This is a genomic window from Bordetella saccharivorans (assembly GCF_045862855.1).
GTDB lineage: Bacteria > Pseudomonadota > Gammaproteobacteria > Burkholderiales > Burkholderiaceae_B > Bordetella_A > Bordetella_A petrii_F.
The window spans coordinates 1,502,033-1,526,796 of record NZ_BAAFZO010000001.1; the positions used below are offsets into that span (position 1 = coordinate 1,502,033).

Annotated in this window: 25 protein-coding genes; 6 read left to right on the forward strand and 19 right to left on the reverse strand. The window is 65.6% G+C overall.

Annotated features, from left to right (window positions below):
* The first annotated feature begins 365 nt into the window (after nucleotides 1-365).
* The 5 genes from ACKTT0_RS07190 to ACKTT0_RS07210 all read left to right on the forward strand — a co-directional run bounded on the left by ACKTT0_RS07190 (nucleotide 366) and on the right by ACKTT0_RS07210 (nucleotide 6,865).
* A complete protein-coding gene (locus ACKTT0_RS07190; RefSeq protein ID WP_407849269.1) occupies nucleotides 366-1,085 on the forward strand; it encodes a gluconate 2-dehydrogenase subunit 3 family protein in 720 nt (239 codons plus the stop codon).
* 3 nt (nucleotides 1,086-1,088) lie between these two features.
* Nucleotides 1,089-2,864, forward strand: coding sequence for a GMC family oxidoreductase (locus ACKTT0_RS07195; RefSeq protein ID WP_407849270.1), 1,776 nt, complete (start codon nucleotides 1,089-1,091; stop codon nucleotides 2,862-2,864).
* A 13-nt stretch (nucleotides 2,865-2,877) separates the two neighbouring features.
* Nucleotides 2,878-4,191 carry a c-type cytochrome gene (locus ACKTT0_RS07200; protein WP_407849271.1) on the forward strand — a complete coding sequence of 438 codons (1,314 nt, stop codon included), beginning with the start codon at nucleotides 2,878-2,880 and terminating at the stop codon, nucleotides 4,189-4,191.
* 427 nt (nucleotides 4,192-4,618) lie between these two features.
* Nucleotides 4,619-5,602 carry an IS110 family RNA-guided transposase gene (locus ACKTT0_RS07205; RefSeq protein WP_407849272.1) on the forward strand — a complete coding sequence of 328 codons (984 nt, stop codon included), beginning with the start codon at nucleotides 4,619-4,621 and terminating at the stop codon, nucleotides 5,600-5,602.
* A gap of 132 nt (nucleotides 5,603-5,734) precedes the next feature.
* Nucleotides 5,735-6,865 (forward strand): FUSC family protein, encoded by a 1,131-nt coding sequence (locus ACKTT0_RS07210; protein WP_407849273.1) that lies wholly within the window; start codon nucleotides 5,735-5,737, stop codon nucleotides 6,863-6,865.
* A 23-nt stretch (nucleotides 6,866-6,888) separates the two neighbouring features.
* On the opposite strand, the gene ACKTT0_RS07215 is transcribed toward ACKTT0_RS07210, so the two are convergent.
* The 13 genes from ACKTT0_RS07215 to ACKTT0_RS07275 form a co-directional block, all read right to left on the reverse strand.
* Nucleotides 6,889-8,238: an alanine/glycine:cation symporter family protein gene (locus ACKTT0_RS07215; protein ID WP_407849274.1), complete on the reverse strand. Its 1,350-nt coding sequence runs from the start codon at nucleotides 8,236-8,238 to the stop codon at nucleotides 6,889-6,891.
* Between the two features lie 52 nt (nucleotides 8,239-8,290).
* Nucleotides 8,291-8,710 carry a secondary thiamine-phosphate synthase enzyme YjbQ gene (locus tag ACKTT0_RS07220; protein WP_407849275.1) on the reverse strand — a complete coding sequence of 140 codons (420 nt, stop codon included), beginning with the start codon at nucleotides 8,708-8,710 and terminating at the stop codon, nucleotides 8,291-8,293.
* A gap of 6 nt (nucleotides 8,711-8,716) precedes the next feature.
* On the reverse strand, nucleotides 8,717-9,145 hold the full coding sequence (locus ACKTT0_RS07225; RefSeq protein ID WP_407849276.1) for a PaaI family thioesterase: 429 nt from the start codon (nucleotides 9,143-9,145) through the stop codon (nucleotides 8,717-8,719).
* 85 nt (nucleotides 9,146-9,230) lie between these two features.
* Nucleotides 9,231-10,148, reverse strand: a complete 918-nt coding sequence (locus tag ACKTT0_RS07230) for an SMP-30/gluconolactonase/LRE family protein (RefSeq protein ID WP_407849277.1) — start codon at nucleotides 10,146-10,148, stop codon at nucleotides 9,231-9,233.
* 12 nt (nucleotides 10,149-10,160) lie between these two features.
* Nucleotides 10,161-11,141, reverse strand: a complete 981-nt coding sequence (locus tag ACKTT0_RS07235) for a Bug family tripartite tricarboxylate transporter substrate binding protein (protein WP_407849278.1) — start codon at nucleotides 11,139-11,141, stop codon at nucleotides 10,161-10,163.
* 36 nt (nucleotides 11,142-11,177) lie between these two features.
* Nucleotides 11,178-12,140, reverse strand: a complete 963-nt coding sequence (locus ACKTT0_RS07240; protein ID WP_407849279.1) for a Bug family tripartite tricarboxylate transporter substrate binding protein — start codon at nucleotides 12,138-12,140, stop codon at nucleotides 11,178-11,180.
* A 52-nt stretch (nucleotides 12,141-12,192) separates the two neighbouring features.
* On the reverse strand, nucleotides 12,193-13,152 hold the full coding sequence (locus ACKTT0_RS07245) for a tripartite tricarboxylate transporter substrate binding protein (RefSeq protein ID WP_407849280.1): 960 nt from the start codon (nucleotides 13,150-13,152) through the stop codon (nucleotides 12,193-12,195).
* 35 nt (nucleotides 13,153-13,187) lie between these two features.
* A complete protein-coding gene (locus ACKTT0_RS07250; RefSeq protein ID WP_407849281.1) occupies nucleotides 13,188-14,258 on the reverse strand; it encodes a cyclase family protein in 1,071 nt (356 codons plus the stop codon).
* An 18-nt stretch (nucleotides 14,259-14,276) separates the two neighbouring features.
* Nucleotides 14,277-15,230, reverse strand: coding sequence for an NAD(P)-dependent oxidoreductase (locus ACKTT0_RS07255; RefSeq protein WP_407849282.1), 954 nt, complete (start codon nucleotides 15,228-15,230; stop codon nucleotides 14,277-14,279).
* Nucleotides 15,227-15,907: an RraA family protein gene (locus tag ACKTT0_RS07260; RefSeq protein WP_407849283.1), complete on the reverse strand. Its 681-nt coding sequence runs from the start codon at nucleotides 15,905-15,907 to the stop codon at nucleotides 15,227-15,229. Before ACKTT0_RS07260 ends, ACKTT0_RS07255 begins: the two co-directional genes overlap by 4 nt.
* Nucleotides 15,908-15,982: 75 nt before the next feature.
* Nucleotides 15,983-16,975 (reverse strand): Bug family tripartite tricarboxylate transporter substrate binding protein, encoded by a 993-nt coding sequence (locus ACKTT0_RS07265; protein ID WP_407849284.1) that lies wholly within the window; start codon nucleotides 16,973-16,975, stop codon nucleotides 15,983-15,985.
* Nucleotides 16,972-17,868 (reverse strand): amidohydrolase family protein, encoded by an 897-nt coding sequence (locus tag ACKTT0_RS07270; protein ID WP_407849285.1) that lies wholly within the window; start codon nucleotides 17,866-17,868, stop codon nucleotides 16,972-16,974. The genes ACKTT0_RS07265 and ACKTT0_RS07270 overlap by 4 nt, the downstream gene beginning before the upstream one ends.
* 19 nt (nucleotides 17,869-17,887) lie before the next feature.
* Nucleotides 17,888-18,853, reverse strand: coding sequence for a Bug family tripartite tricarboxylate transporter substrate binding protein (locus tag ACKTT0_RS07275; RefSeq protein WP_407849286.1), 966 nt, complete (start codon nucleotides 18,851-18,853; stop codon nucleotides 17,888-17,890).
* A 94-nt stretch (nucleotides 18,854-18,947) separates the two neighbouring features.
* On the opposite strand from ACKTT0_RS07275, the gene ACKTT0_RS07280 reads away from it, so the two are divergent.
* A complete protein-coding gene (locus ACKTT0_RS07280; RefSeq protein ID WP_407849287.1) occupies nucleotides 18,948-19,688 on the forward strand; it encodes an IclR family transcriptional regulator in 741 nt (246 codons plus the stop codon).
* Between the two features lie 40 nt (nucleotides 19,689-19,728).
* Here ACKTT0_RS07280 and ACKTT0_RS07285 read toward each other — a convergent pair whose 3' ends face one another.
* From ACKTT0_RS07285 to ACKTT0_RS07310, 6 genes are all read right to left on the reverse strand, one after another.
* Nucleotides 19,729-20,151: a YgiW/YdeI family stress tolerance OB fold protein gene (locus tag ACKTT0_RS07285; RefSeq protein ID WP_407849288.1), complete on the reverse strand. Its 423-nt coding sequence runs from the start codon at nucleotides 20,149-20,151 to the stop codon at nucleotides 19,729-19,731.
* Between the two features lie 95 nt (nucleotides 20,152-20,246).
* Nucleotides 20,247-21,635, reverse strand: coding sequence for an ATP-binding protein (locus tag ACKTT0_RS07290; RefSeq protein ID WP_407849289.1), 1,389 nt, complete (start codon nucleotides 21,633-21,635; stop codon nucleotides 20,247-20,249).
* A 1-nt stretch (nucleotide 21,636) separates the two neighbouring features.
* Complete coding sequence (locus ACKTT0_RS07295) at nucleotides 21,637-22,293, reverse strand: response regulator (protein WP_407849290.1); 657 nt, start codon at nucleotides 22,291-22,293, stop codon at nucleotides 21,637-21,639.
* A 105-nt stretch (nucleotides 22,294-22,398) separates the two neighbouring features.
* Nucleotides 22,399-22,719 carry a chaperone modulator CbpM gene (locus ACKTT0_RS07300; RefSeq protein ID WP_407849291.1) on the reverse strand — a complete coding sequence of 107 codons (321 nt, stop codon included), beginning with the start codon at nucleotides 22,717-22,719 and terminating at the stop codon, nucleotides 22,399-22,401.
* Between the two features lie 2 nt (nucleotides 22,720-22,721).
* Nucleotides 22,722-23,657: a DnaJ C-terminal domain-containing protein gene (locus ACKTT0_RS07305; protein ID WP_407849292.1), complete on the reverse strand. Its 936-nt coding sequence runs from the start codon at nucleotides 23,655-23,657 to the stop codon at nucleotides 22,722-22,724.
* Between the two features lie 215 nt (nucleotides 23,658-23,872).
* Nucleotides 23,873-24,748 carry an isocitrate lyase/PEP mutase family protein gene (locus ACKTT0_RS07310; RefSeq protein ID WP_407849293.1) on the reverse strand — a complete coding sequence of 292 codons (876 nt, stop codon included), beginning with the start codon at nucleotides 24,746-24,748 and terminating at the stop codon, nucleotides 23,873-23,875.
* Between the last annotated feature and the right edge of the window lie 16 nt (nucleotides 24,749-24,764).

The following is a 24,764-nucleotide window of genomic DNA, read 5'->3' on the forward strand; positions in this document are numbered from 1 at the left end:
GGAAGCGCCGGCTCAGCAAAAAGTATCGGCGGCGATTATATACATCTATGCTTATTTAGAAATAAATTGATTCAAAAAGAGCCCAGGCGCACTGCCATCTTCTGGCAGCGAACGCGCCCCCGCCAGCGCGATGGCTACGACGCGCGCGCGAGTTTATTGCCCCTCAATTGACCACGACCTGAAACCCTACTGATATGGTCAGGCATCCGTACCCATTTTCGTGACAAGCGCATAATCATCGGGTCTTCCCCAATGGAAGAGGCCAATTTTTCATAGTTGGACGCTGTCTCGAGTTCGTCGTTCGTGTTTTTTTGATGCATGTTCACAGTTGCCGGGACAGCATGAAGCAAACCACGGAGAGTCACATGACAGAAGACACGCGGCCGCGCAGGCGATTCCTGCAGCAGGCATTGGCGCTGGTACCCGCCACGACGCTGGCGGGCGGTGTGGCGGCGACACAGACGGCCTGTAGCAACGACGCGGGCCGCGCCGCCGGCGCGGCCCAGGCCTACACCCCCACCTACTTCACCCAGGAAGAGTGGGCGTTCATCAACGCCGCCGTCGACCACCTGATCCCTGCCGACGAATACGGGCCCGGCGCCATCGAGGCCGGCGTGCCCGAATTCATCGACCGGCAGATGGAAACCCCGTACGGCCACGGCAAGCTCTGGTACATGCAGGGCCCGTTCCATCCCGACATGGCGCCCGAGCTGGGATACCAGCTCAACCAGACCCCGCGCGATGCCTACCGGCACGGCATCGCCGCCTGCGACGCCTGGTGCCAGAAGACCCACGGCAAGACCTACGCGGAGCTGGACAAGCCCGTGCAGGAACAAGTCCTCAAGGACATGCAGGCCGGCAAGATCGAGTTCGACACGGTGCCGTCCGCGATGTTCTTCAGCTTCCTGCTCGCCAATACCAAGGAAGGCTTCCTGGCCGACCCGATGTATGGCGGCAACAAGAACATGGTCGGCTGGAAAATGGTGGGCTTTCCGGGTGCGCGCGGCGACTTCATGGACTGGACCGACCAGCCCAACGTCAAGTACCCCTACGGGCCGGTGTCGATCTCGGGCGAGAAGGGGTAAGCGATGGCTATCAAGAAAGACAAAGTCGACGCCGTGCTGGTCGGGTTCGGCTGGACCGGGGCCATCATGGGCCAGGAACTGACCGAGGCGGGCCTGCACGTGCTGGCGCTGGAGCGCGGCGCCATGCAGGACACGCCGAAGGATGCCGAGTACCCCAAGGTGCTGGACGAACTGGCGTATTCGGTGCGCGGCAAGCTGTTCCAGGACCTGTCCAAGGAAACCGTCACCATCCGCCACGGCCTGAACGACGTGGCCGTGCCCTACCGCCAGAATGGCTCGTTCCTGCTGGGCAACGGCGTGGGCGGCGCGGGCTTTCACTGGAACGGCATGCACTACCGCATCCTGCCCGAAGAGCTCGAATTGCGCACGCGCTATGAAACGCGCTACGGCAAGGACTTCATCCCGGAAGGCATGACCATCCAGGACTTCGGCGTCACCTATGACGAGCTCGAGCCTCATTTCACGCAGTTCGAATATGTATGCGGCACGTCCGGCAAGGCCGGCAACCTGAACGGCCAGATCGTCGAGGGCGGCAACCCGCACGAGGGCCATCGCAGCAAGGAATACCCGCTGCCGCCGCTGGCCACCACCTATAGCGCGCAGCTGTTCGAGAAGGCCGCCAAGGAGGTGGGCTTCAACCCGTTCCCGGCGCCCGCCTCGAACGCGTCCGGCCCCTACACCAACCCCTATGGCGTGCGCCTGGGCCCTTGCAACTTCTGCGGTTTCTGCGAGAACTACGGCTGCTACATGTATTCGAAGGCGTCGCCGCAGACCACCATCCTGCCGGTGCTGCTGAAGAAGCCGAACTTCGAGCTGCGCACGCATTCGCATGTCATCAAGGTGAACCTGGACGCCTCCGGCAAGCGGGCCGTGGGCGTGACCTACATCGACGCACAGGGCCGCGAGGTCGAGCAGCCCGCCGACCTGGTCATCCTGTCGGCCTACCAGATGCACAACGTGCGGCTGCTGCTACTGTCGGGCATCGGCAAGCCCTACGACCCGGTCACCAATGAAGGGACCGTCGGCAAGAACTACGCCTACCAGATGAACGGCGGCATCAACGTGCTGCTGCCCAAGGGCACGCAGCTCAACCCGTTCATGGGCACCGGCGCCGGCGGCGTCAGCATGGACGACCTCAACGGCGACCAGTTCGACCACGGCCCGCTCGGCTTCATCGGCGGGGCCAGCATCCGCCACGTGCGCACCGGCGGCCGCCCGATCAAGCAGGCCGCCACGCCCCCCGGCACGCCCACCTGGGGCACCGCCTGGAAGGCCGCGGTGCAGGATGCCTACCAGCGCTACATGACCATCGGCATCTCGGGGTCGGTGATGTCGTACCGCGACGCCTACCTGTCGCTGGACCCGACCTACAAGGACACGTACGGCCAGCCGCTGCTGCGCATGACGTTCGACTGGCACGACAACGAATTCGACATGCTGGGCTACATGGGCAAGCGTATGGAAGAAGTCGCCAAGGCGATGAACCCCGAGAAGTATTTCGTGGGCGTGCGCAAGAAAGGCGCGCACTACGACACCCGCATCTACCAGAGCACCCACAATACGGGCGGCGCCATCATGGGCACCAACCCGCGCGAAAGCGTGGTGAACAAGTACCTGCAAAGCTGGGACGTCCCCAACGTGTTCGTCATGGGCGCCTGCGCCTTCCCGCAGAACATGGGCTACAACCCCACCGGCCTGGTGGGCGCGCTGGCCTACTGGTCTGCGCAGGCGATCCGCGAGCAGTACCTGAAGAACCCCGGCCCGCTGGTCCAGGCTTGAGGAGGCGCGCGACATGAACAAGCACACCATTGTTGCCGCCGCCCTGGCCCTGCTGGCCGGCTCCGCTTCGGCCGCCGACGGCGGCGCGGGCCAGCCGGACGCGCAGCTCATCAAGCAGGGGGAATACCTGTCGCGCGCCGGCGACTGTATCGCCTGCCACACCGCCCCGGGCGGCAAGCCGTTCGCCGGCGGCCTGGGACTGGACTCGCCGCTGGGCATGATCTATTCCACCAACATCACGCCGGACCAGGAAACCGGCATCGGCGAGTACACGCTCGAGGACTTCGACCGGGCGGTGCGCCACGGCGTGGCCAAGGACGGCCATTCGCTGTACCCGGCCATGCCCTACACCGCCTACGCCAAGGTCACGCCGGATGACATCAAGGCCTTGTACGCCTATTTCATGCACGGCGTCGAACCGGTGCAGCAGGCCAACAAGGACACCGACATCATCTGGCCGCTGTCGATGCGCTGGCCCCTGGGCGTGTGGCGCTGGATGTTCGCCCCCGATGTCGTCGAAGCGGCCGCGACCGACGCAGCCGGACAGGCCGGGGATGCCGAGGTGCTGCGCGGCAAATACCTGGTCGAGGGCCTGGGCCACTGCAGCACCTGCCATACGCCGCGCGGCTTCGCCTTGCAGGAGAAAGCGCTGACCGACGCCGACGGCACCGCCTTCCTGTCGGGTGGCGTGGTCGAAGGCTGGCTGGCCAAGAACCTGCGCGGCGACACGGTCGACGGCCTGGGCAGCTGGAGCAAGGAAGACATCGTGGCCTTCCTGAAGACCGGCGTGAACGGCCATTCGGCCACCTTCGGCGGCATGTCGCAAGTCGTGGCGGACAGCACCCAGCACCTGACCGATGCCGACCTGAACGCGATTGCCGCGTATCTGAAGACGCTCTCGCCGGTCAACCCGGATGCCACCCAGCCCATGGCCTACGACGAGTCCGCCGCACAGGCGCTGCGCACAGGCAAGGACCAGAGCGAAGGCGCCATCGCCTTCCTCAACAACTGCGCCGCCTGCCATCGCAGCACCGGCAAGGGCTATGCGCAGACCTTCCCGCAGCTGGCGCTTAGCTCGACGGTGAATTCGGCGGACCCGACCTCGCTGATCCACATCGTGCTCAAGGGCGCGCAGCTGCCGGGCACGGCGCACGCACCCACGCAGTACGCGATGCCGGGCTTCGACTGGCGCCTGACCGACCGGGAGGTGGCCTCCGTGGTCAGCTTCGTGCGATCCAGCTGGGGCAACCAGGCGCCGGCGGTCAGCGCCGCCGACGTGGCGAAAGTGCGCGAGGAGGTAGGGGCCGCGCCCCAGCCCGTGCGCTGACGCCGCCCGGCGCAGGCAGTCAGGCATCCTCTTTCGCCTGCCTGCCTGCCTGCCTCAGGTCTCAGACACCCCTTGGGGTGTCTGACACCTTTCTTCCGGATGCGCCTCCCAGGTGTCGGACTCCCATGGGGTGTCTGGCACTTCCAGCGGCCGCAGGCGCCGTCCCTCCGGGCATGCGCTCATAACAGGCAGGTGTCAGACACCCTTGTATCTTGGGCGCAGTGGTGATTAGCTATCCCCACTAGCGGATCTGGTGAGCTTGTTCAGACACCGAAGGCTTGAGACTTTGTCCTACAGATTAAGCGCCGGATCCTCCCTCTGAGAGCCGACTGGACACTGGACGGTAGCGAAGGGCTTGGAGACCCTGGATGTACAAGGCAAGTGGGCGCAGTGGGCTTGGAGGCAGCGTCAATAGGAGTCCAAGTCTATGTTTTTTCTGGGAATTGATGTTTCAAAGGCGAAGCTGGATTGCGCGCTGTTGAGCGCCGAAGGGACCAAGCGCAAGACCAAGGTGGTGCCCAATACGGCGGCCGGGGTGCGGCTGTTGCTGGGTTGGTGCGCCAAGCAGGGCGCGCAGCCCGAGCAGTTGCATGCCGTGCTTGAGCCGACCGGGCCGTATCACGAGCAGGCCGGCACCGCGCTGCACGATGCGGGGGTGACGGTGTCGATGATCAACCCGGCGCAGGCTCGCGATTTTGCGGGTGCGCTGGCGGTGCGCTCGAAGACCGATGGAATCGATAGCTACGTGCTGGCACGCTATGGCCAGGTGCTGCGTCCGTCGGCCTGGCAGCCTGCGCCGCTGCACGCGCGGCAGTTGCGCGCGCTGCTGGCTCGGCGCGAGGCGCTGGTTCAGGATTTGCAGCGAGAACTCAACCGCCAGGAGAAGGCCCAGTTCGGCCGCTCGCCGCAACTGGTGACGGGCTCGATCAGCGAGAGCGTGGCGTTCTTGCGCGAGCAGCTCAAGCGCCTGGAGCGTGCGATCGACGACCATATCGATCGTCATCCGGACCTGAAAGAAGATCGCGAGCTGTTGACCAGCATCCCGGCCATCGGCCCGCAAACAGGCAATGCCATCCAGTCGATCATGCACAACCGGCGTATCGACTCGCCAGGGGCGTTGGCCGCTTACCTGGGTGTGGTGCCGGTGCAGCGCCAGTCCGGGACCAGCCTGTGCGGCCGAGCGCGGCTGTCCAAGGCCGGCCCGGCTCAGGTGCGGGCCATTCTCTACATGGCTGCCATCGTGGCCGTGCGGCGTAATCCGCACGTGCAGCAGCTCTATGCCCGCTTGCTCAAGGCCGGCAAAAGCAAGATGGCCGCGCTGGGCGCGGCCATGCGAAAGCTCACTCACTTGTGCTTCGGCGTGCTCAAAAACCGCACCCCCTACCGCAGTGACTACGCTTTAAATGCTTGACTGCCGAGACGGTATCTGAGGGTGTCTGACACCTCTCCTTCCCACGGGGTATCTGACGCCTCCAGCGGCCGCTGCCCGCCCGGGCATGTCGCTTGCTCATCGAGTATCGGTTCCCGCCCGCTCGCCGATATCTTGAAAAATCCCGCTTCATCGCGGCGCCGCCGCGCTCCCTTTGCTTTCTTCGCCCGCCTGCTGGAACGCCGACCCGCCGACGGCGCGCTGGGGCGGGACATCATCCGCCTGCCGGTGCAGACGGTCGCGGCCGTGCTGCTGGCCTATGCCTGCATGAAATGGCTGGACCTGCCCGCCATCGCGTGGGGCACCTTCTCCGCCCTGTTCGTTGTGCGGGCCAGCGTCGAAGGAACCGTCGGAGAAGGCACGGCCCGCATCCTCGGCGCCTTCATCGGCGTGGCGATCGGCGTCTCGCTGGTGGTGTTGTCCCAGGCCGCCGGGGTGGCGGCCTGGTGGAGCATCGTGATCGGAGTCGGCCTTGCCGCCTACGTTTCCATGCGCTGGCCGACCCTGAGCTATAGCCTGGTCACCGTCACCATCCTGACAGTCACCCCGGATGGCGACATCCTGGCCGGGGCCATGCAGAAGACTGTCGCCATCGTGATCGGCTCCGCCTCCGGCATCCTGGCCGCCGCGGCGGTCCTGCCGCTGTCGGCGCGGCGCAGCGTGCGCACCAGCCTGGCCGCGTCCATCGAGGCCTTCGGCGACCTGCTGGTCCAGTGGGCCACGGCGCTCAACGACGGCAGCCGGCGCCCCCGCCTGCATGGCAGGACGGCCATGGAAGAAGCGCGCCAGCGCGCGCGCGACATGTCATCCCAGGCCCGCACCTTCCCCATGGACCTGCTGTACCGGCACGGCGCCGCCTACCGGCTGCATGACGGCATAGACCGCCTGTGGCGCACCGTGTCGCTGATGGAACGCGCCAGCGACGTGCCGCTGACCGACAATATCTGCCAACGCCTGGGGCCGGCGCTGGACAAGGTCGCCGCGGCGGCCAGGAAGCAGGTCGACGGCCTGGCGCAAGCCGTGCGCCAGGACAGCCCGACGGCGGCGCCGCGCCGCGCCGGCTCGCCGCTGCAGCGTCTGGACGAGATCATCGAAGACGCCATGCGCGACGGCGGCTTCGACCCGGCGGAAAGGGAATCCGTCGAGGTCATCCGCTGGGCCTGGCATGAAGTGGCGCGCGAACTGGACGCGCTGGCCGACCATCTGGACAACGGCGCCGCGCGTCCGGCCCGCACGCGCCGGTAAGACGACCGGCGCGCGGCTGGGCGTTACTCGCGGTTGGCCGCGAAATGCTCGCGCGTCAGCTTCACCACGACCGGCGACAAGAGCACCAGCGCGATCAGGTTGGGCACTGCCATCAACCCATTCAGCGTGTCGGCCAGCAGCCAAGCGAAGTCCAGGTGCGCGATGGCCCCGAACGGCACGGCAAGCACCCAGACGATCCGGAACGGCAGGATCGCGCGCACCCCCACCAGGAATTCCCAGCAGCGTTCGCTGAGATAGCTCCAGCCCAGGATGGTGGTGAAGGCGAAGATTGCCAGCGCCACCGCGATGACGTACTGGCCGATGCCGGGCAGCGCCGCGTCGAACGCGGCGGCCGACAGCACCGCGCCGCTGTCGCCGCTGGTCCACAGACCCGAGCAGACGATGACCAGGCCCGTCATCGTGCAGATGACGATGGTGTCGATGAAAGTGCCGATCATGCCGATCATGCCCGAACGCACCGGGCTGTTGCTGGTGCCGGCGGCCTGCACGATGCCCGCGGTGCCCAGCCCGGCTTCGTTCGAGAAAATGCCGCGCGCCACGCCGTAGCGCATGGCCGCCATCACCGCCGCCCCGGCGAAGCCGCCCGTGGCGGCGACCGGCGTGAAGGCGTGCGTGAAGATGAGCTCCAGCGCGGTCGGGATGGCCTCGGCCATGAAGATCAGCGCGATCACCGACGCCACGATATAGGCCACGCACATGAACGGCACCAGCGCCTCGGCCACCGCGCCGATGCGACGGATGCCGCCCAGCACCACCAGCCCGATCAGCACCATGGTGACCACGCCGGTGGCCCAGTCGGGCACGCCGAACGAGGCCCCCAGGGCGTCGGCCATGCTGTTGACCTGGACCATGTTGCCGATGCCGAACCCGGCCAGGCCGCCGAACAGCGCGAACAATGCGCCCAGCCAGGCCCATTTCGGGCCCAGGCCGTTGCGGATGGCGTACATCGGCCCGCCAGTGAACTCGCCGCGCGGGTCTTTCTCGCGGAAATGCACCGCCAGCAGCACTTCGCTGTACTTGGTGGCCATGCCCACCAGGGCCGTCGCCCACATCCAGAACAGCGCCCCGGGGCCGCCCAGGAAGATGGCGGTGGCCACCCCGGCGATATTGCCGGTACCCACGGTGGCGGCCAGGCTGGTCATCAGCGCCTGGAACGGGCTGATCTCGCCGGTGGACTCGTCGCCCTTGGCGCGGCTGCGCCATGCCAGGCGGAAGCCGGCCGCGATCTTGGTCAGCGGCATGAAGCCCAGGCGCAGCATGAGGAACAGGCCGGTGCCGAGGATCAGCACCAGCATCAGCGGCCCCCACACCAGGCCGTTGACGCTGTTCACGATCGAATCGAGAGTTTCCATGCGTGTCTCCGCTTAGAATAAGCCTCGATTGTGCACGAACTCGGGCGCCGGCTCACTCCCCTTGTACCGTTACTACCACGGTACGGGCGCCGCCATGGTTGCGGTGCTCGCACAGGTAGATGCCCTGCCACGTGCCCAGGCACGGGCGGCCGTCGCTGACGGGAATGCTCAGGCTGGCCCCCAGGATGCTCGACTTCAGGTGGGCGGGCAGGTCGTCGCTGCCTTCGTAGGTATGCTGGTAATAGGGCTCGTCCTCGCGCACCGCGTGGTTGAAATAGCGTTCGAAATCGGCGCGCACGGTGGGGTCGGCATTCTCGTTGAGCGTCAGCGAGGCCGAAGTGTGCTGGATGAACAAGTGCATCAGGCCCACCTTGACCCGGCCGATCTCGGGCAGCTGGCCGAGGATTTCATCCGTGACCAGGTGGAAGCCGCGCCTGCGGGCGGCCAGTGTCAGCGATTTCTGGATCCACATGGCGCCTCAGCCGTCCGAAGCAGCGGTGCGCGCGGCGCGCACCGCGAACACCGCATTGGCCTTGAGCATGGTCTGCCCTTCCACCTGCAACAGGCAGGTGGCGTAGATCAGGCGCCGGCCCTGCTTGTCGATCTGCACGTGTGCCTCGAGCCAGTCGCCCGGCTTGACCGGATTCAGGTATTCCACCGACATCTGCACTGTAACCACCGACACATTGGCCCGCCGCGCGATGTTGAACCCCAGCGCGCTGTCCGCCAGCGTGGCCAGCAGCCCGCCATGGGCGATGTCGTGCATATTGGTGTGCGGTTTGCCGAGCCGCAGGGCGAGCACGCCGTCGGCGTCGCGCCGGTAGAACGCGCCGAGCTCGGCCAGGTGGGTCATGAAGGGGCTGCTGGGGTGCCAGGGCACGAAGCCGGCGGGGACGGGATCTGTCATGGTGGGGAAATCGGGACGAGATGTCCAAGCATACCGCGCCCCGCGCCCCAGGGAAGCACACCGCCAAACTGCTGCATCGACAGACCTAGGCCCGTCGATGCAGGGGCACTCCGGCATGCGGAAGCGTCGTGCGGAGGATCGAGCCCGATACAGACTCGGTGCAATACAACACCCGCCGGTCTTCACCCGCGAAAGCGACATTGGTGGTAGAGGTGCCTAGCGGGCTGCGCCACACCATCACCGGCTCCGCGCGTGGATTCAGCAGCCATACGTACCCCAGGCCCGGATTCGCCACCACCAGGTTGCCCATCTCATCGACGGCCAGCCCATCGGGACCGCTGGGACCGTATGAGGTGAAGAACTGGCCCACCTTCGACACGCTGCCATCCGGCAGCAGCGGCACGCGCCATACGCAGTTGCCACGCGTGACCGCCAGATAAAGGACATGACCGTCCGGCGACAACGCTACGCCGTTCGGGCTGGGAATATTCGACAGAAGCAAGTCGAGCTCGCCACCGGGTTTCAGGCGATACAAGCGGCCGCTCGGATCATGCAGGCCGCTTTGCCCCTGGTCGGTGAAATACAGGTTGCCCTTTGCATCGAAGACCAGGTCGTTCACGCCCTTGAACCGCTCGCTGTTGCGCCGTTGCAGGTAGGGAGTGACGCAACCGTCGTCGATGTCGAGAAGCATCAGCCCATTCTTGTAATCGGCGACCAGCAGCTTTCCCGGCGCGACGAACTTCATCCCATTGGGTTCGCCGTCGTACTCGACGATCAATGTCCATTCCCCGTTTGGATTGATCTTGAATACGCGGCCCCAGGGTATGTCGCATACGTAGAGGTTGCCCGCCGCGTCAAAGACAGGCCCTTCCAGAAAGGAATCGGCAACGGCGCCGCCACGGTTGGCATCAGCCCAGGCGCTTGGCTCGCGCCGCCTGAATGATTCAGGCATGGAAGAGAAGGTTTCGAGTTCGCCAACCAGTGGCGGTGCGATCAGGTACATTGCGGCGCCCCGTCAGCGTTGCTGGAAGTTGATATTGGCGGCTACGTTACCCCACATGGCATTCGTGTCGGCCAGGATTCTGCTGAATTCCCGAGCGTCGGCCGCCCTGGCCTCAATGCCAAGCTCCCGCGCAAAGGACTGCACATCCGCGGCGGTCATCGCCGTGGAAATTTCCTTTTGCAGGCGCGCCAATACGTCCTCGGGCGTGCCTTTTGGCACCCAGATCCCGGTCCAGTTGACGACCCCGAAATCCTTGACGCCAGCCTGCGCGAACGTTGGCGTCTCCGGCAAGACAGAAAGCCGTTTTTCTCCACTGACGGCGAGTAACCGCAGCTTGCCGCCCTTGACGCTGCCCATCACACCGGATGTCGACGCAAACTGAAAGTCGATGACATTGCTCAGCACGGCCTGCGTGGCTTCAGCGGCCCCCTTGAACGGTACATGCATGAACTTTGCACCGGCCGCCAAGCCCAGGCCCTCTGCCGCGAAGTGTGGCGTGGTGCCGGGCCCTCCGGAACCATAGGTCACCGTATCGGGAGCGGCTTTCGCCTTGCCGATCAGGTCCTGCAAGGATTGATAGGTCCCGCTCGCATTGACCGCCAGTGCCATGGGAGCAAACAGGAAAGCGGATACTGGCTGCAGGTCGGCCTTGTAGTCGAACGGCAGGCTCTTGAAAATGAAAGGCAACAGCGAATAGGTGGAGTCGTTGGCGACCAGGGTGTAGCCATCAGGCGCTGCCCGTGCCGCCTCGCCCACGCCTATCGTCCCGGTCGCTCCCGGCTTGTTTTCCACGATAAAGCTCTGACCGGTCTGCTCACCGAGTTTCTGGGCAATCTTGCGGGTGGCGACATCAACCGCGCCGCCCGGCGCGTAGGGAACGATGATGCGGACGGGGCGTGATGGCCAGGCATCGGCGCCGTGAGCGGCAAGCGCGGACAATGAAAGCAGCCCGGCCACCGTGGCGCGGCTCAGCTTAAGTACATTTCGGCTCATGAAGTGTCTCCTGTATGGAATGTGGTCTTGCGGTTGTCAGTTGGCTTGAAGATTCAGCTCGCGCGCCAGCTCGCCGTTTGCATTGATCTCACGCGCCAATTGCCCGGCAAACTCCGCCTTGCACATGTTCTGTGGCTCCATGCCCAATGCGCGCAGCGCTGCGTTCGCGGAATCCGACCGGGAAAAACTCGTCGCGGCACGCATCAACGCCTGCACAACATCGTCTGGCGTGCCGGCTGGCGCCAGCAACCCGTACCAGGCGTCGGCCCTGTAATCCTTGACGCCCGCCTCGGCAAACGTAGGCACATCGGGCAGCAGCGCGGAACGTGCCGGGGCGGCAATAGCCAGCGCGGTGAGCTTGCCTGCCTGTATCTGCGGCAGCACGGAGCCCAGCGTGGCCAGGGAGCTGTCCACTTGCCCGCCCATCAAGTCGGTGACGGCCTGTGCCGCGCCCTTGTACGGTATGTGGTTCATGGACGCGCCAGTCCGCCGCAAGAATTGCTCGCTGGCAAAATGCCCGGAACTGCCAGTACCCGGCGTGGCATAAGTGCGCGCACCGGGCTCCTTCTTTACCGTGTCCAGGAATGCTCCCAGGCTGTCCACCGGCATCGAAGGGCCCACTACCAGCAAAGTCGGACTGATGGCCAATGTGCAAATCGGCTTGAAAGAATTCAACGCATCGAACTTGATGCGGTCCTTGTACAGCGCGGGAATCATGGTGTGGTTGGTCGCGCCCAGCAGCAAGGTGTAGCCATCCGGCTTTGCGCTGGCCACCGCCTCGGCCGCCAGGATCGTATTGGCCCCTGGCCTGTTTTCCACGATGAAGGGGTGGCCCAGGGATGCCGCGGCATGCTCGGCGAAGGCGCGCGCCACCACATCCGTCGGCCCGCCCGCGGAAAAGCCCACGATGAGGCGCACGGGGTGATCTGGATAGGCGGCCGTCGCGACAGCGGTGTAGACGGAAAGCGTCAATGCGCAGAGCGCGGCTGCTGATTTCATGCAAGTCTCCTGTTTCGCGGCCTGCACGGGCGGCCACATGTTCTCTAATGGACTATCTGGCCTCGATGCCTGCGTTCGCGAGCACCTCGGCCGCGCGCTGCATTTCGCGGCCCAGGAATACCCGGAATTCCTCGCTGGATGAACCGACCGGCTGCGCTCCTAGTTCTTTGAATCTCTGCTGCACCGGCGCCAGTGCCAGCACCGCCCGGATCTCCTCCTCGAGCCGTGCCAGGGTCGCGGGCGCCACGCCAGCGGGAGCAAACATGCCGTTCCATTCATACACCTGATAGCCTGGTATGCCGCTTTCGGCCACGGCGGGCGTATCCGGCAAGGCCGCCACCCGATCTTGCGAGCTGACCGCCAGCACCCGCAGCCTGCGGCTCTGCACGAGGGGATATGAGGCGGTCATGTTGCTGAACATCATGTCCGTCTGCTGCCCCATCAGATCCGCCAAGGCGGGGGCTCCCCCCTTGTACGGAATATGGGTGAGCTTGATTCCGGCGCCGCGCGCGTACAATTCCGCGGCGATATGCTGCGCGGTGCCATTGCCGGCAGAGGCATATGTCAGCTTGCCGGGCTCGCGGCGTGCCGCTGCCGTCAGGTCTGCCAGCGTTTCGTATGGCGACTGCACGGGCACAACCAACAGATTCGGTGTCCGGCTGACCAACGACAGCGGGTAAAAGTCCTTCCTCGTGTCGTAGCTCAGGGACGGATACAGCGCGGGATTCACCGCATGCGCCGTCGCATCGTAGAGCAGGGTATAGCCGTCCGCCGGCGCTCGGGCGACTGCCGCGGCGCCTATCGTCCCGCTGGCTCCCGGACGGTTCTCCACAATGATTTGCTGGCCCAGCCGTTCGGCCAGGTGCTTAGCTATCAGCCGTGCCTGCGTGTCGGCCGCGCCGCCCGCCGAATACGGAACGATCAGCCGGACGGGGCGGTCCGGATAGTCCGCCAGCGCCGTGGCGCCGGCACTCGCCATGACCATTGCAATGACCATGCGCAGATACTTCATCGTGTCCCCTCCTTGGAGCCAGTCACTGAGCCGGCTTATACGGTTGCGACCGGGGTAACGGGCGAGCCCGCCGCCCCGGGGAGCCTGAGCGGCGGAGCCGTCAGGAGAAAGCGGCTGCGCCCATGCAGGCGCAGCCAGCTCGCCAGAGGTGTCAGCCACCACAGCTCGCCCAGGTGTATGCCGTTCTTGAATAAACAGTGTTCGTGCAGCGGCAGCCTGGGACCACGCAACCCCGCTTGCGTCCCATCCAGCCTGACTGACTGCACCAGCTCGACGGCGGGGTTATCGGCGATCAGGCAGGCCAGACGGACATCGACAATCCACTGGAGCAGGCGGGCATCATGACCGTCCAGCCCGCTCCCGGTAGCATGCAGGTGCTGTACATCCGGCTGGCGGTTCATCGCCAATAGGGTATCGGCGAAACCCGTATGCAGGCAGACCATGTCGCCGGGTTCGATGACGACCTTGTCAAGTTCGAGGATGCGCATTAATTGGTCGTAACCCACAGCGGTGCGCGTGCGTCCTGCGTGATGCTCCAGGTCGATCAGTACAGCCCGTCCCTGCACCCCATGCTCGGCCAGGTTTTCGATGCCGAGCGCCCCGGCGCGGGGGTCCGGAAAGCGTGCCCACCCAGCGGGCGCGGCGGGATCTTCCTGGGCGGCAACAATTTGTTCGCCAGCCCGGAAGCCGTTGTAGAACACGGCCTCCGCCACGCCGTCACCGTCGGCATCGAAACGACTGCCCATGTGTGCCAGGCTGTCCCATTGCGTCGAATACTGCGTGTTCATCAACAGGACGTCATCGCAGACCACGTCCGTCAAGGCGGGATCCTCGGCCTGGTAGGACCAGCAAAACCCCTGCGCGCCTGCGCTCGGGCCGTCGCGCAACGTGGCGTAGCGGCGAGTGGGTAATCGGCGCGGATTCAACGCGGCGCCGCCGGGGCAGTCCAGGGGCAGCGACAGGCAGAAAGTCAGCCCCTCGCGGACTTCCGCCATGCCCTGCAGCACCTTGGATTGGTTCACCAAGTTCATGCGGCCGCGCTGGTCGTCCGGCCCGAACTCACCCCAATGACTCCCTTCCGGCGCGCGCTTCCAGCGTTGTGGCATGACTCTTCCCCCTGCGGCCTATGATGTCCTGGAGTTCGCCAGAACGGCCAAGAGATTGTTCACGGCGGCCACGCCCATATTCACGTACGCCGCGCTGGTGACTCCGCCAACATGTGGACTGAGGATGATGTTCCGCTGGCCCTGAAACGGGTGTCCGGGCGTCATCGGCTCCACAGCGAAACTGTCCAGGCCGGCCGCCATGACCTGGCCTGATTGCACGGCCGCCAATAGAGCGCTTTCATCCACCAGCCCCCCGCGCGCCGTATTGACCAGGATGACGCCGCGCCTGCACTGCGCCAATGCGCTCGCGTTGACCAGTCCGCGATTCTGCTCGGTGAGCGGGCAATGCAACGAAATGGCATCGGCCTCGCGCCACAGGGTATCCAGGTCGACCGGCTCGACATAGGCCGGCAATTGTTTCGCATAGGGATCATGACCGATGATCCGCATCCGCAAGGCCGCCGCCATTTCGGCCATGCGCAGCCCGATGGCTCCCAGGCCGATCAGTCCCAAGGTCTTGCCGCCCAGTTCCATGCTTTTGTGCGTGGCCTTGTCCCAGTGCCCGGCGTGCATGCGAGCATCCAGCTGTATGACAGACTTGGCGCATGCCAACAGCAGCATGAGCGCTTGCTCGGCCACGGCAGCGGCGTTGGCGCCCACGGCAGCCACCACTTCGACGTTGCGTTGCCGGGCAGCGTCCTTGTCGATGGTATCCGTGCCGCTGCCATGTTTGGAGATGACGCGCAGGGAAGGCGCGGCATCCATGGCTGCCGCCCCGACCTTGCCATACCGCACGATGATCGCCACCGGGTCGTGGGCGCGGCACATATTCACGATGTCCTGCTCACTGGGGCTCTTGCCTGCGTACACCACCCGATAGTCCGGCAACAGCGCGAGCGCTTCCGCGGCAAGGTCTGCGCCGGTCACCAGGACGGTCCCCCGCGAGGGGACGGGCTTGGGTGAAATCGTCACAGCGTTTCCCCTTCTCGGAGGACGCCGGCGGCGCGTAGCGCGGCGGCAAGCCATTTCGCCTCAGTGTCGCCCGCCTTGATGGCGGCGATACGCTTGGCTTCGTCGTCGACCTTCTTCTCTGCGGCCGGCAGGAGGCTCTCGAGCTTCTCCCGCTCGATGGCGACGACACCGTCGCTGTCCCCGATGACAAAATCTCCGGGGCAAACCGTGACGCCGCCCACCGTGACCGGGTGTCCGATGCGTCCGCCGATGTTCTTTGTGGGGCCATTGGGATTCGTCCCCGCGGCGAAAACGGGATAGCCCATCTCGATAATGTCCAGGCTGTCGCGTGCCGCGCCGTCAATGATGACACCGGCGATGCCAAGCTGACGGCAGGCATTCATCATGATGGTGCCCATCAGGGCCGAGCTTAGATCGCCCTTGCCATCGATCACCAGCACATCCCCGGGCCTGGCCAGGGAGATGGCGGCATGGATCATGAGGTTGTCGCCCGGGCGGACTTCGACGGTCAGCGCCGATCCGGCCAGTTTCATGCCGGCATGCAGCGGTCGTATGCGCCCATGCAGGGCTCCGCGACGGCTGTTGACGTCAGCCAGAATCGCGGGCTGGAATGCCGCGGCGCGCCTGGCCAACTCCGCAGGCACACGGGGAAAGTCTTTGACGATATCGGAACTCATACTTGAATCCTTTGGATGCTTGTACAGAAGAAAGGAGAGCTTGTTTCGGATGGCCGGATGCGGTGTCCAGCGGGATCAAGCTTTGATCCCGGCGGCGCGAATGACCTTGCCCCAGCGGACAAAGTCCGCGCGACGCATCTCATCAAGTTGCCGAGGCGAACCGCCCACCAGGGTGATCCCCAGCTTGGAGGACAGTTCCTGCAACGACGGTGTCTGGAGCGCTTTGGAGATTGCAGTGTTCAAATGCGCGACCACCGGAGCTGGTGTGCCGGCCGGAACAAACGCTGCCTGCCACTGCTCCACGACGAAACTGTCGAAGCCCGCTTCGCGCATCGTCGGGACGTCTGGCAGGGCTTGCAGGCGCTGCCCGGATGTCACGGCCAGGGCGCGGAGCGAACCGTTCCGGATATGCGGCAGCGAAGCCGCCGCGGGCGCAAACATGAACTGCACTTGCTCGCCCAGTGTGTCTTGGAGAGCAGGCGTGTCGCCCTTGTAGGGAATGTGCAGAAAGCGGGCGCCGGTCTCTTGTTGCAGCAATTCGCCTTGCATGTGCAGCACTGTTCCCGTGCCGCCGGAGGCATAGGCGAGCCGGCCAGGGTCTGCTTTGGCGGCCTCGACCAAGTCTTGCACCGATCTGAACGGCTGTTTGCCGCCGACAACCAGAATGTGCGGAATGGTCCCGATCGTAATGACCGGCGCAAAGTCCTCGACCGGGTCATACGGCAGCTCCGCCATGATGTGCGGCGCAATCGCCTGCGGACCGATGGACGTGCCAAGCACCGTCAACCCGTCCGGCGCCGCGCGCGCCACCCGTGCCGCTCCAATGGTGCCCGTCGCGCCCGGGCGATTTTCGACCACGACATTCGTCTGCAACAGTGCGTCCAGCTGCCGTGCAATGGCGCGCCCCAATACATCGGTGCTCCCGCCAGCGGGGTAGGGAACGACCCAGCTTATCGTCTTGCCCCCGGGCCATGCGGTGTCGGCATGCGCCGGCGTGCACGCCAGCAGGGCGCTGGCGGCCAGGAAGCGGCGGCGGGAGAACCGCCAATAGTCCGTTGTCTCTTTCATACTGTCTCCGGTAGGTCTTCGGGCGGGAAACCGTCAAAGCCGTACAGGTCTTCCGGATTGCCGACCAGGATTTGTTTGAAAAGCGAGTCATCGGCGGCCCAATGCGCCAGCCGGTCGAGTTGCTCGGCGTCGTCCGGCATAGGCTGGCGGCCGGCGGATGCCGTGGCGTGCGGCCAGTCGCTACCCCAGATCACTCGCCTCGGTGCGGCCGAGATATAGCTGCGCGCCAGCTCATCCAGTGCGGGGTCGCTCACGCTGCCGCTGCGACTCAGCAAGTACCCGCCGGACAACTTGATCCAGGCCCGCCCTTCACGCAGCAAGTGCAACACCAGGGCGTGGGCGGGATGCCGATTGGCTGCTCCAGGCCCCAACCGGCCCATATGGTCGAGAACCAGTTGCGCCGGCAACCGCAACAGCCGCTCGCGCAAGGCGGCCAGTTGATCGGCGGACATCAGCAATTGCAGATGCCAGCCCAGTTCGGCAATTCGCGCGGCCAGCGGCTCCAACATGTCTATGGAACCCACGACACCCAACGATAGATTCAGCCGCACGCCGCGCACGCCGGTATCGTGCAGCGTTTGCAGTGCGCTGTCGCATTCTTGTCCATCGATAACGGCCACGCCCCGGCCGGCCGTTCCCAGTTGCCTCAGGCCGGCCAGCATGCTGCGGTTATCGCTGCCATACGTGGATGGGGTGACCAACACGGCGCGGGTCAGGCCCAGCCGCCGCTGCAACGCCCGATACTGAGCAATGCTGGCATCCGGCGGCAACAGCCGGGCTCCGGGCGCGGCCGGATATACACCGTCATATACGTGGATATGGCAGTCGCAGGCGTGCCGCGGAATACGTGCGCGAGGCCCTGCGCATCCCGACGAGAAGGCGTAGTTGGACATGTCCATAGAAACCGGCAGATCAGTCCACGCGCGCGCCGGATTCCTTGACAATTTCGCCCCAACGGACCCGGTCGTCGTGAATCAGCTTGCCGAATTCTTCCGGCGTGCTGGTCAGCACTTCAGCGCCCTGGGCTTGATACTTCTGCTGGACTTCGGCCGTCCGAAGCGCGTTGTTGAATGCTTTGTTCAGGGCTCCCACGGCGCCTCCGGGCATGCCGGCGGGACCTGCCAAGCCAAACCAGGTGATCGCCTCGAAATCCTTGTACCCGGATTCCGCAATGGTGGGCACGTCTGGCAAATCCTTGGAGCGACTCAGCGAAGTCACTGCGATGGCTCGCATCTTGCCGTTGCGGATATGCCCGATGAGGGTGGGCACGGAAGAGATATACATCTCGATCTGCCCGCCGATCAGGTCATTCGCGCCTTGAGCGGCGCCTTTGTAAGGAATATGCGTGAATTTGATGCCAGCGGCTTTCTGCAGTTTTTCGCTGGTCAGGTGGGCGACCGTACCGTTGCCCGAAGTAGCGCAGTTCAAACCGCCCGGATCGGCTTTTGCCGCAGCAACGATGTCCGCCAGCGTCTTGTACGGAGAATTCGCGGAGACAACCAGCACGAGCGGCGCGGCCGCGACCAGGCCGATCGGGGCCAGGTCTTTTTCCGGGTCGTACGGCAGCTTGGGATACAGCGTCGGGTTAATCGCCAAGTTGCTGGTTTGCCCCATGACGAGCGTATAGCCGTCCGGTGCGGCCTTGGCAGCGGCGTCCACGCCAATGTTGCCGCCTGATCCGGGGCGGTTCTCGGTCACGATGGTCCACCCTGTGTCCGAAGCCACTTTGGCCGCCACTTCGCGGGTCAGTACATCCGTGCCGCCGCCCGGCGGAAACGGGACGATCAGGCGAATGGGCTTGGCAGGGTAATCCTGTGCCGCGGCAGGCAGGACGGCGCACACCAGAAACGCGGCGAATACCCGGATAAAGGCTTTCATGCGATGTCTCCGAAATGTTTTTTGGTATGCGCATTGTCCGGCCGTGTTTCACCCATTACAATGGCATTTCGTACTACAAGACATGTTCTGTTATATGAAACATAATCCAGAGGCCGAAACAGCCAAGGATGCTGATGAAGGGGTGGTTGCCGTGCGGCGCGCCATGCACATCCTCGGCGCCTTCGGCATCGACGACGCCAGCCTGTCGCTGGCCGAGCTCAGCCGGCGCACGGGGTACCACCGTTCCACGGTGCTACGCCTGGCGCGTACATTGGCGATGGAGGACTACCTGGCGCAGCGCGCCGACGGCTCTTGGCGCCTGGCGCGCGCAGCCGGATGGCTGGGAGCGTGCTATCAGGCCACCTTCAACGTGCAAGACGTGGTGGAACCGGTATTGCGAGAGTTGTCTGCGGTGACCGGCGAAAGCGCGACGTTCTACGTCAGGGAGGGAAACCAGCGTATTTGCGTGGCGCGCGTGGAAGGAGCAAAGTCCATTCGCCACCATGTGCGCGCCGGCGCAGGCCTGCCGCTGAATCTTGGCAGCCCCGGCCGGGTCATTCTGGCGTTTTCAGGCGAACCGGGAGAACCTTACGATTCCATTCGCCGCGCCGGGTACATGATGTCTCTCGGCGAGCGCGATCCGGAAGTGTCGAGCATCTCTGCGCCGGTCTATACAGTCAACTGGACATTGCTAGGTGCTATCTGTATTTCCGGCCCCTTGTCGCGCTTGACTGAAGAAACCTTGCAGCAACACAAGGAAACACTGCTCTCGGCGGCGACGCGATTGTCACGTGCAATGATGGGCGTACGGCAAGGGGTACGCAGCCGACCTTGACCACGGCGCAGGCAAGCCCGTCCGCCAGGCACGCCGCTAATCAGGGGATGCGCACCTGGTCGACGTCGAACTCGACCGAATTACGATCGCGGTCCAGTTCGCCGATCAGCTCCACGGTGACCTTGTCGTCGATCTGCCGGCCCGCCGGAAAGTCGTCGTTGTCGATCTCGACGCGAATCCGGCCCGTGCCATCGTCGAAGGTGTAGTGGTCGCCGCCGTCGTGCGAGACGATCCGGCCGCGCAAGACAGCATTCTGGTCGTCCTTGCCGTTGGCGGCCAGGTCCTTCACGCTCATGGGGGCAATCGAGCTCGGGCCGGCATATCCCTGCTGCTGCGCCGCCGCGTCAGAGCGCGGGCCGGTGTAGCCTTGGGCCTGGACGCCGGCGACAGCCAGCATGCCTGCCAGCGCCGCGCTGGCCAGGAGGATGCGGGGGGTATTCGAGCGGGAGAAAACGTTCTTCATGGTAGTGGCTCCTTGCGCCGATGGCGCCGTTGGTGTTGAACACATAGCCATTGGACCAGCCGAAGATGAAGCGAATCTGAGCGCGGGACGGGGTCTCAGCGCGCCCGCGTGCGCGGCAGCGCGAGCGTCACGCCAAGGCCGGCGCCTTCGATGCCGGGCCCGAATCGCAGGGCCGCGCCATGCAATTCTGCCACGCGCGCCACGATGGACAAGCCCAGCCCGCTGCCCTGTTCGCCCGTGCCCAGCACCCGGAAGAAGCGCTGGGTCAGCCGCTCCTGATCTGCGCCAGCCACTCCGGGGCCGTCGTCGCGCACCGTCAACTCGACCGTCTCGCCATGCGCCACGGCCGACAGCCGCACCCGCCCCGCTTCACGGCCGTAGCGGATGGCGTTATCCACCAGGTTGCGCAAGGCGCTGGACAACCAGTCCCGGTGGCCGCAGACCGCCGCGACACGGCAGTCCACTGATAGCGTGACGCGCCGCCTCGCCGCCGCGCTCGCGCATACCTTCACCACGTCGTCGAACAGGGCCCGCACATCGACGTTGTCCATCGCCACGGCGTCGGCCGACTGCGGATCCAGCCGCGCCAGTTGCAGCAGGTTCTCGACCATGGTGGTGCTGCGCGCCACATCGTCGCGCAGGCGCTGCAGGCTGGCGGTCAGCGCCGGCGACCCGTCGGCCGCGTGGCTGCGCTGCATGACCTGGATGCGCGAGGCCAGCGCCGCCAGCGGCGTGCGCAGTTCGTGCGCGGCGTCGGCGGTGAAGCGTCGTTCACCTTCCAGCGCGCGCGACAGCCGCTCCAGCAAGCGGTTCAACGCCCCCACCACCGAGCGGACTTCGAGCGCCCGCCCATCGTCCGGCACCGGCGACAAGTCGGCCGGAGACTTTGCCTCGATGCCGCGCGCCATGCGCTCCAGCGGCGCGAGCAGCCGCCGGATGACCCACCAATTGATCAACCCGAGCAGTCCCCACAGCGCCACCAGCGGCCAGGCCAGCGATTCCAGCACATCGCGGATCAGCTCGATGCGCTCGTCCCACTCCTGCCCGACCTGGACCGAGAAACCCAGGGTTTCGTGGCGGCGCACATAGACACGCCAGCGCTCGCCGTCCACCCGCACGTCGTAAAAGCGCTCGTCAGGACGGCGCGGATCGACGAAGGGCCGTTCGGGCGCATCTTCGCCGCGCCGGACCACGCCGCCCTGCGGCGAAACGATCTGGTAATCGAGGCGCAGCGCGGGGTCGGCGTCGTCACGGTCGCGCGACGCAAGAACCCCGCTGGATGCCCCTTCGCCAAAGGCGAGCACGATGCGCGCGCCCTCTTCCAGGGTGTCGTCGAACGCCTCGCTGACCTCTTTCCAGGCGATTGCCAGCACGATGACCGTGCTGACCAACCCCACCAGGACGCTGGAGCCCACCGTCGTCGCGATGAGCCGCCGACGCAGCGAGTAGCCACGCGGCTTGTCGGCGTTTCGACGCAGCCTCATGTCAGTCGGCCAGCCGGTAGCCCTGGCGCCGGATGGTCTTGATCGAGCCGGGGCCGAGCTTGCGCCGCAGGTTGTAGATATGCACTTCGATGGCGTTGCTGTCCACTTCGTCGCCCCAGCCGTAGAGGGCCTCCTCGAGCTGGGCGCGCGACACCACATGGCCCGGCCGCCGGATCAGCGCATGCAGCACGGCGAACTCGCGTGCCGTCAGGGCGATGGCCGCGCCGTTCAGGCTCACCTGCTTGCCGGCTTCGTCCAGCACCAGGCCGCCATGGCTCAACGCCACGCTGGGACGGCCATCGTGGCGCCGGATCGCGGCGCGGATCCGCGCCGAAAGCTCTTCGAGATCGAATGGCTTGACCAGATAATCGTCGGCGCCGAGGTCCAGCCCTTCAATCCGGTCGCGCACCGCATCGCGCGCCGTGATGAAGATCGCCGGCACCGTCGCCCGGCGGGCGCGCAGGCGGCGCAACAAGGCGTCGCCGGTCAGGCCGGGCAGGCCGCGGTCGATCAGCAGGCATTGATAGTCGTGGGTGGCCAGCGCCGTCTCGGCCAGGTCGCCGCGCGTCACGCGGTCGACAACATAGCCGTCGAGTTCCAGCCAGGACTCGATCGACTCCCCCAGGGATACGTCGTCTTCGGCCAATAGAATGCGCATCCGGTGACTATACGCCACAGGATGAAGAGAATCTTAAGCCGAAGCCCCGCGCGGCAATGGGCATGCCCGCTCCCGCCGCCACCGGCGGACGGGAAAAGCGCCGCCCTATTGCCCGGAAGCGCTCAAGGCCCGCAACTGCGCGCGCAATTGCCGCACCTCCCGGCTCAGGTCCAGGATCAGCGCCGCCGCGTCCAGGCCGGCGCCGAAATCGCGCTCGAGCCGGCGCGCTTCCAGCGCGCGCTGCAGGTCGGCGCTGTAGAAGCACCAATCGGCCGGCTGCGGACCCGAAGCCTCGACGATGCCCACTTCGACCAGCCTGGCCACCCATTCCACTTCCGCGCCGCAGGCGCGCGCCAGGTCGTCGGCGCTCAAGGGTTGCGCCGTGCCCACGACGGTGCCGCTGGCGGCGATCACTACTGTTTTCATGTTCAGGCCTCCATGTGACGCCGCGGATTGAAGGGCAGGTCCTGCTGCATCTTGCGGTAGGCGGCGCGGGCAGCCTCGGTATCGGCCGGCGGCAGCGCCAGTTCCAGCACCAGATAGAGGTCTCCGGGCGGGTCGCCGGGAATGCCCCGGCCGCGCAGGCGCAACTTGCGGCCGTTGGCTGAACCCGCGGGCACGGAGACCTCCACCATGCCGCCCGGGGTGGGTGCGTTGACCCCGGCGCCTAGGGCCGCCTCCCAGGGCGCCACCGGCAGCGTCATGTACAGGTCGCGTCCCTCCGCGCGGTAGCGCGGATGGGGCTTGAAACGCACCTCCAGATACAGGTCGCCATTGTCGCCGCCGCCATGACCCGGCATGCCCTGCCCGACCAGCCGGATGTACTGGCCTTCGCGCACCCCCGCCGGAATGCGCACGCTGAGCGTGCGCGACTGCATTTGCGGGCGCCCCTGGTCGTCCATGTGCATGGACCGCAGGGTGACGTCGCGCGTGGCGCCCTTGAGGGCATCCTCGAGGTCGATCTCGATGGCGGCGTGATGGTCTTCGCCGCGGGCCCGGAAATCCTGCCCGGCGGCGCGCCGCGCGCGGCCGCCGAACAATGAAGAAAAGAACTCGCTGAACTGCGCTTCCTCGCCGGGCGTGGCGGCCCGGCGGAACTCGAAGCCCTCGTCCCAGCCAGGCGGCGGCTGGAACCCTCCGCCGGGCGATACGCCGGCGGCGAGATTGTCGTAGGCCTGGCGTTTTTCCTTGTCGCGCAGGACATCGTAGGCTTCGTTGATGTCGCGCATGCGCGACTCGGCATCGCTTTCCTTGCTGACATCTGGATGGTATTTGCGAGCCAGCTTGCGGTAGGCGCGGCGGATGTCGTCCTCCGAGGCGTCGCGCTCGACGCCCAGCGCGCTGTAGTAGTCCTTGAACTCCATAATCGCCCGCTCATCGTAGGGTTGCGGCAACCATCGGCGCACCGAAGCCGCCCGGGATGAATATAGGATAGGTTTCTATCCCCGATTTATCAATGCGCCGCAGCATCCGGCGTGCCTGGGACAGGATTGCCTATCCGCCCCCCTTCCCCCGCAGGGCCGGCGCCGTGCCCAAGGCCAGCCCGCGCAGCAGCAGCGGATCCGGCTGGCTCTGGCAGTCAGCGCTCGGCATAACGCTGTTCCAGTTCGTCGTACAACGGCTTGTTGACCAGGCGCTGGCGCTCGTTGAAAGGCGCAAGCAAGGCGGGATCTTCATCCAGCTTGCCGTCGCGCTTGAGCGCGGACAACGCCTGCTGCATGCCCAGCACCGCGCCCTGCAACGCCGCATTGGCATACAGCACCAGGCTGTAGCCCATGTTGCCCAGTTCCTGGGCCGTCAGCGTGGGCGTCTTGCCGCCGACCACGATGTTGATCAACAGGGGCTCTTTCAACAGCTCTGGAATCTTGCGGATTTCTTCCAGGCTGGTCATGGCTTCGACAAACAGGATGTCGGCGCCAGCCTCGGCGAACTTCCGCGCCCGCTCGATCGCCCCCTCGAAACCCTCGACCGCCCGGGCGTCCGTGCGCGCGATGATCTGAAAATCCGGATCTTTGCGCGCGTCGGTGGCCGCGCGGATCTTGTCGAGCATTTCCGACAGCGGCGCCACTGCCTTGCCGGCGAAATGGCCGCAGCGTTTCGGAAAGACTTGATCCTCGATCTGGACCGCGTCGGCGCCGGCGCGCTCCAGCGCGCGCACGGTATGCCAGGCGTTGACCGCGTTGCCGAACCCCGTATCGATATCGACGATCAGGGGCAGGTCTTCCACCGCCTCGCGGATGCGCATGGCGGCGTCGGCCACGTCGCGCAGGCCGATGATGCCCAGATCCGGCGCGCCGTAGTGCATATTGGTCAGCCCGGCGCCCGTCAGGTAGACGGCCTCGAATCCCTGGTCCGCGACCACCCTGGCGCTCATCGCATTGAAAGCCCCGGCGACGATCAGGCCGTTGCGACGGGCTACTTTTTCACGCAGGACTTGCTTCGTTGACTGCCCCATCAAGGTCTCCTTTGAA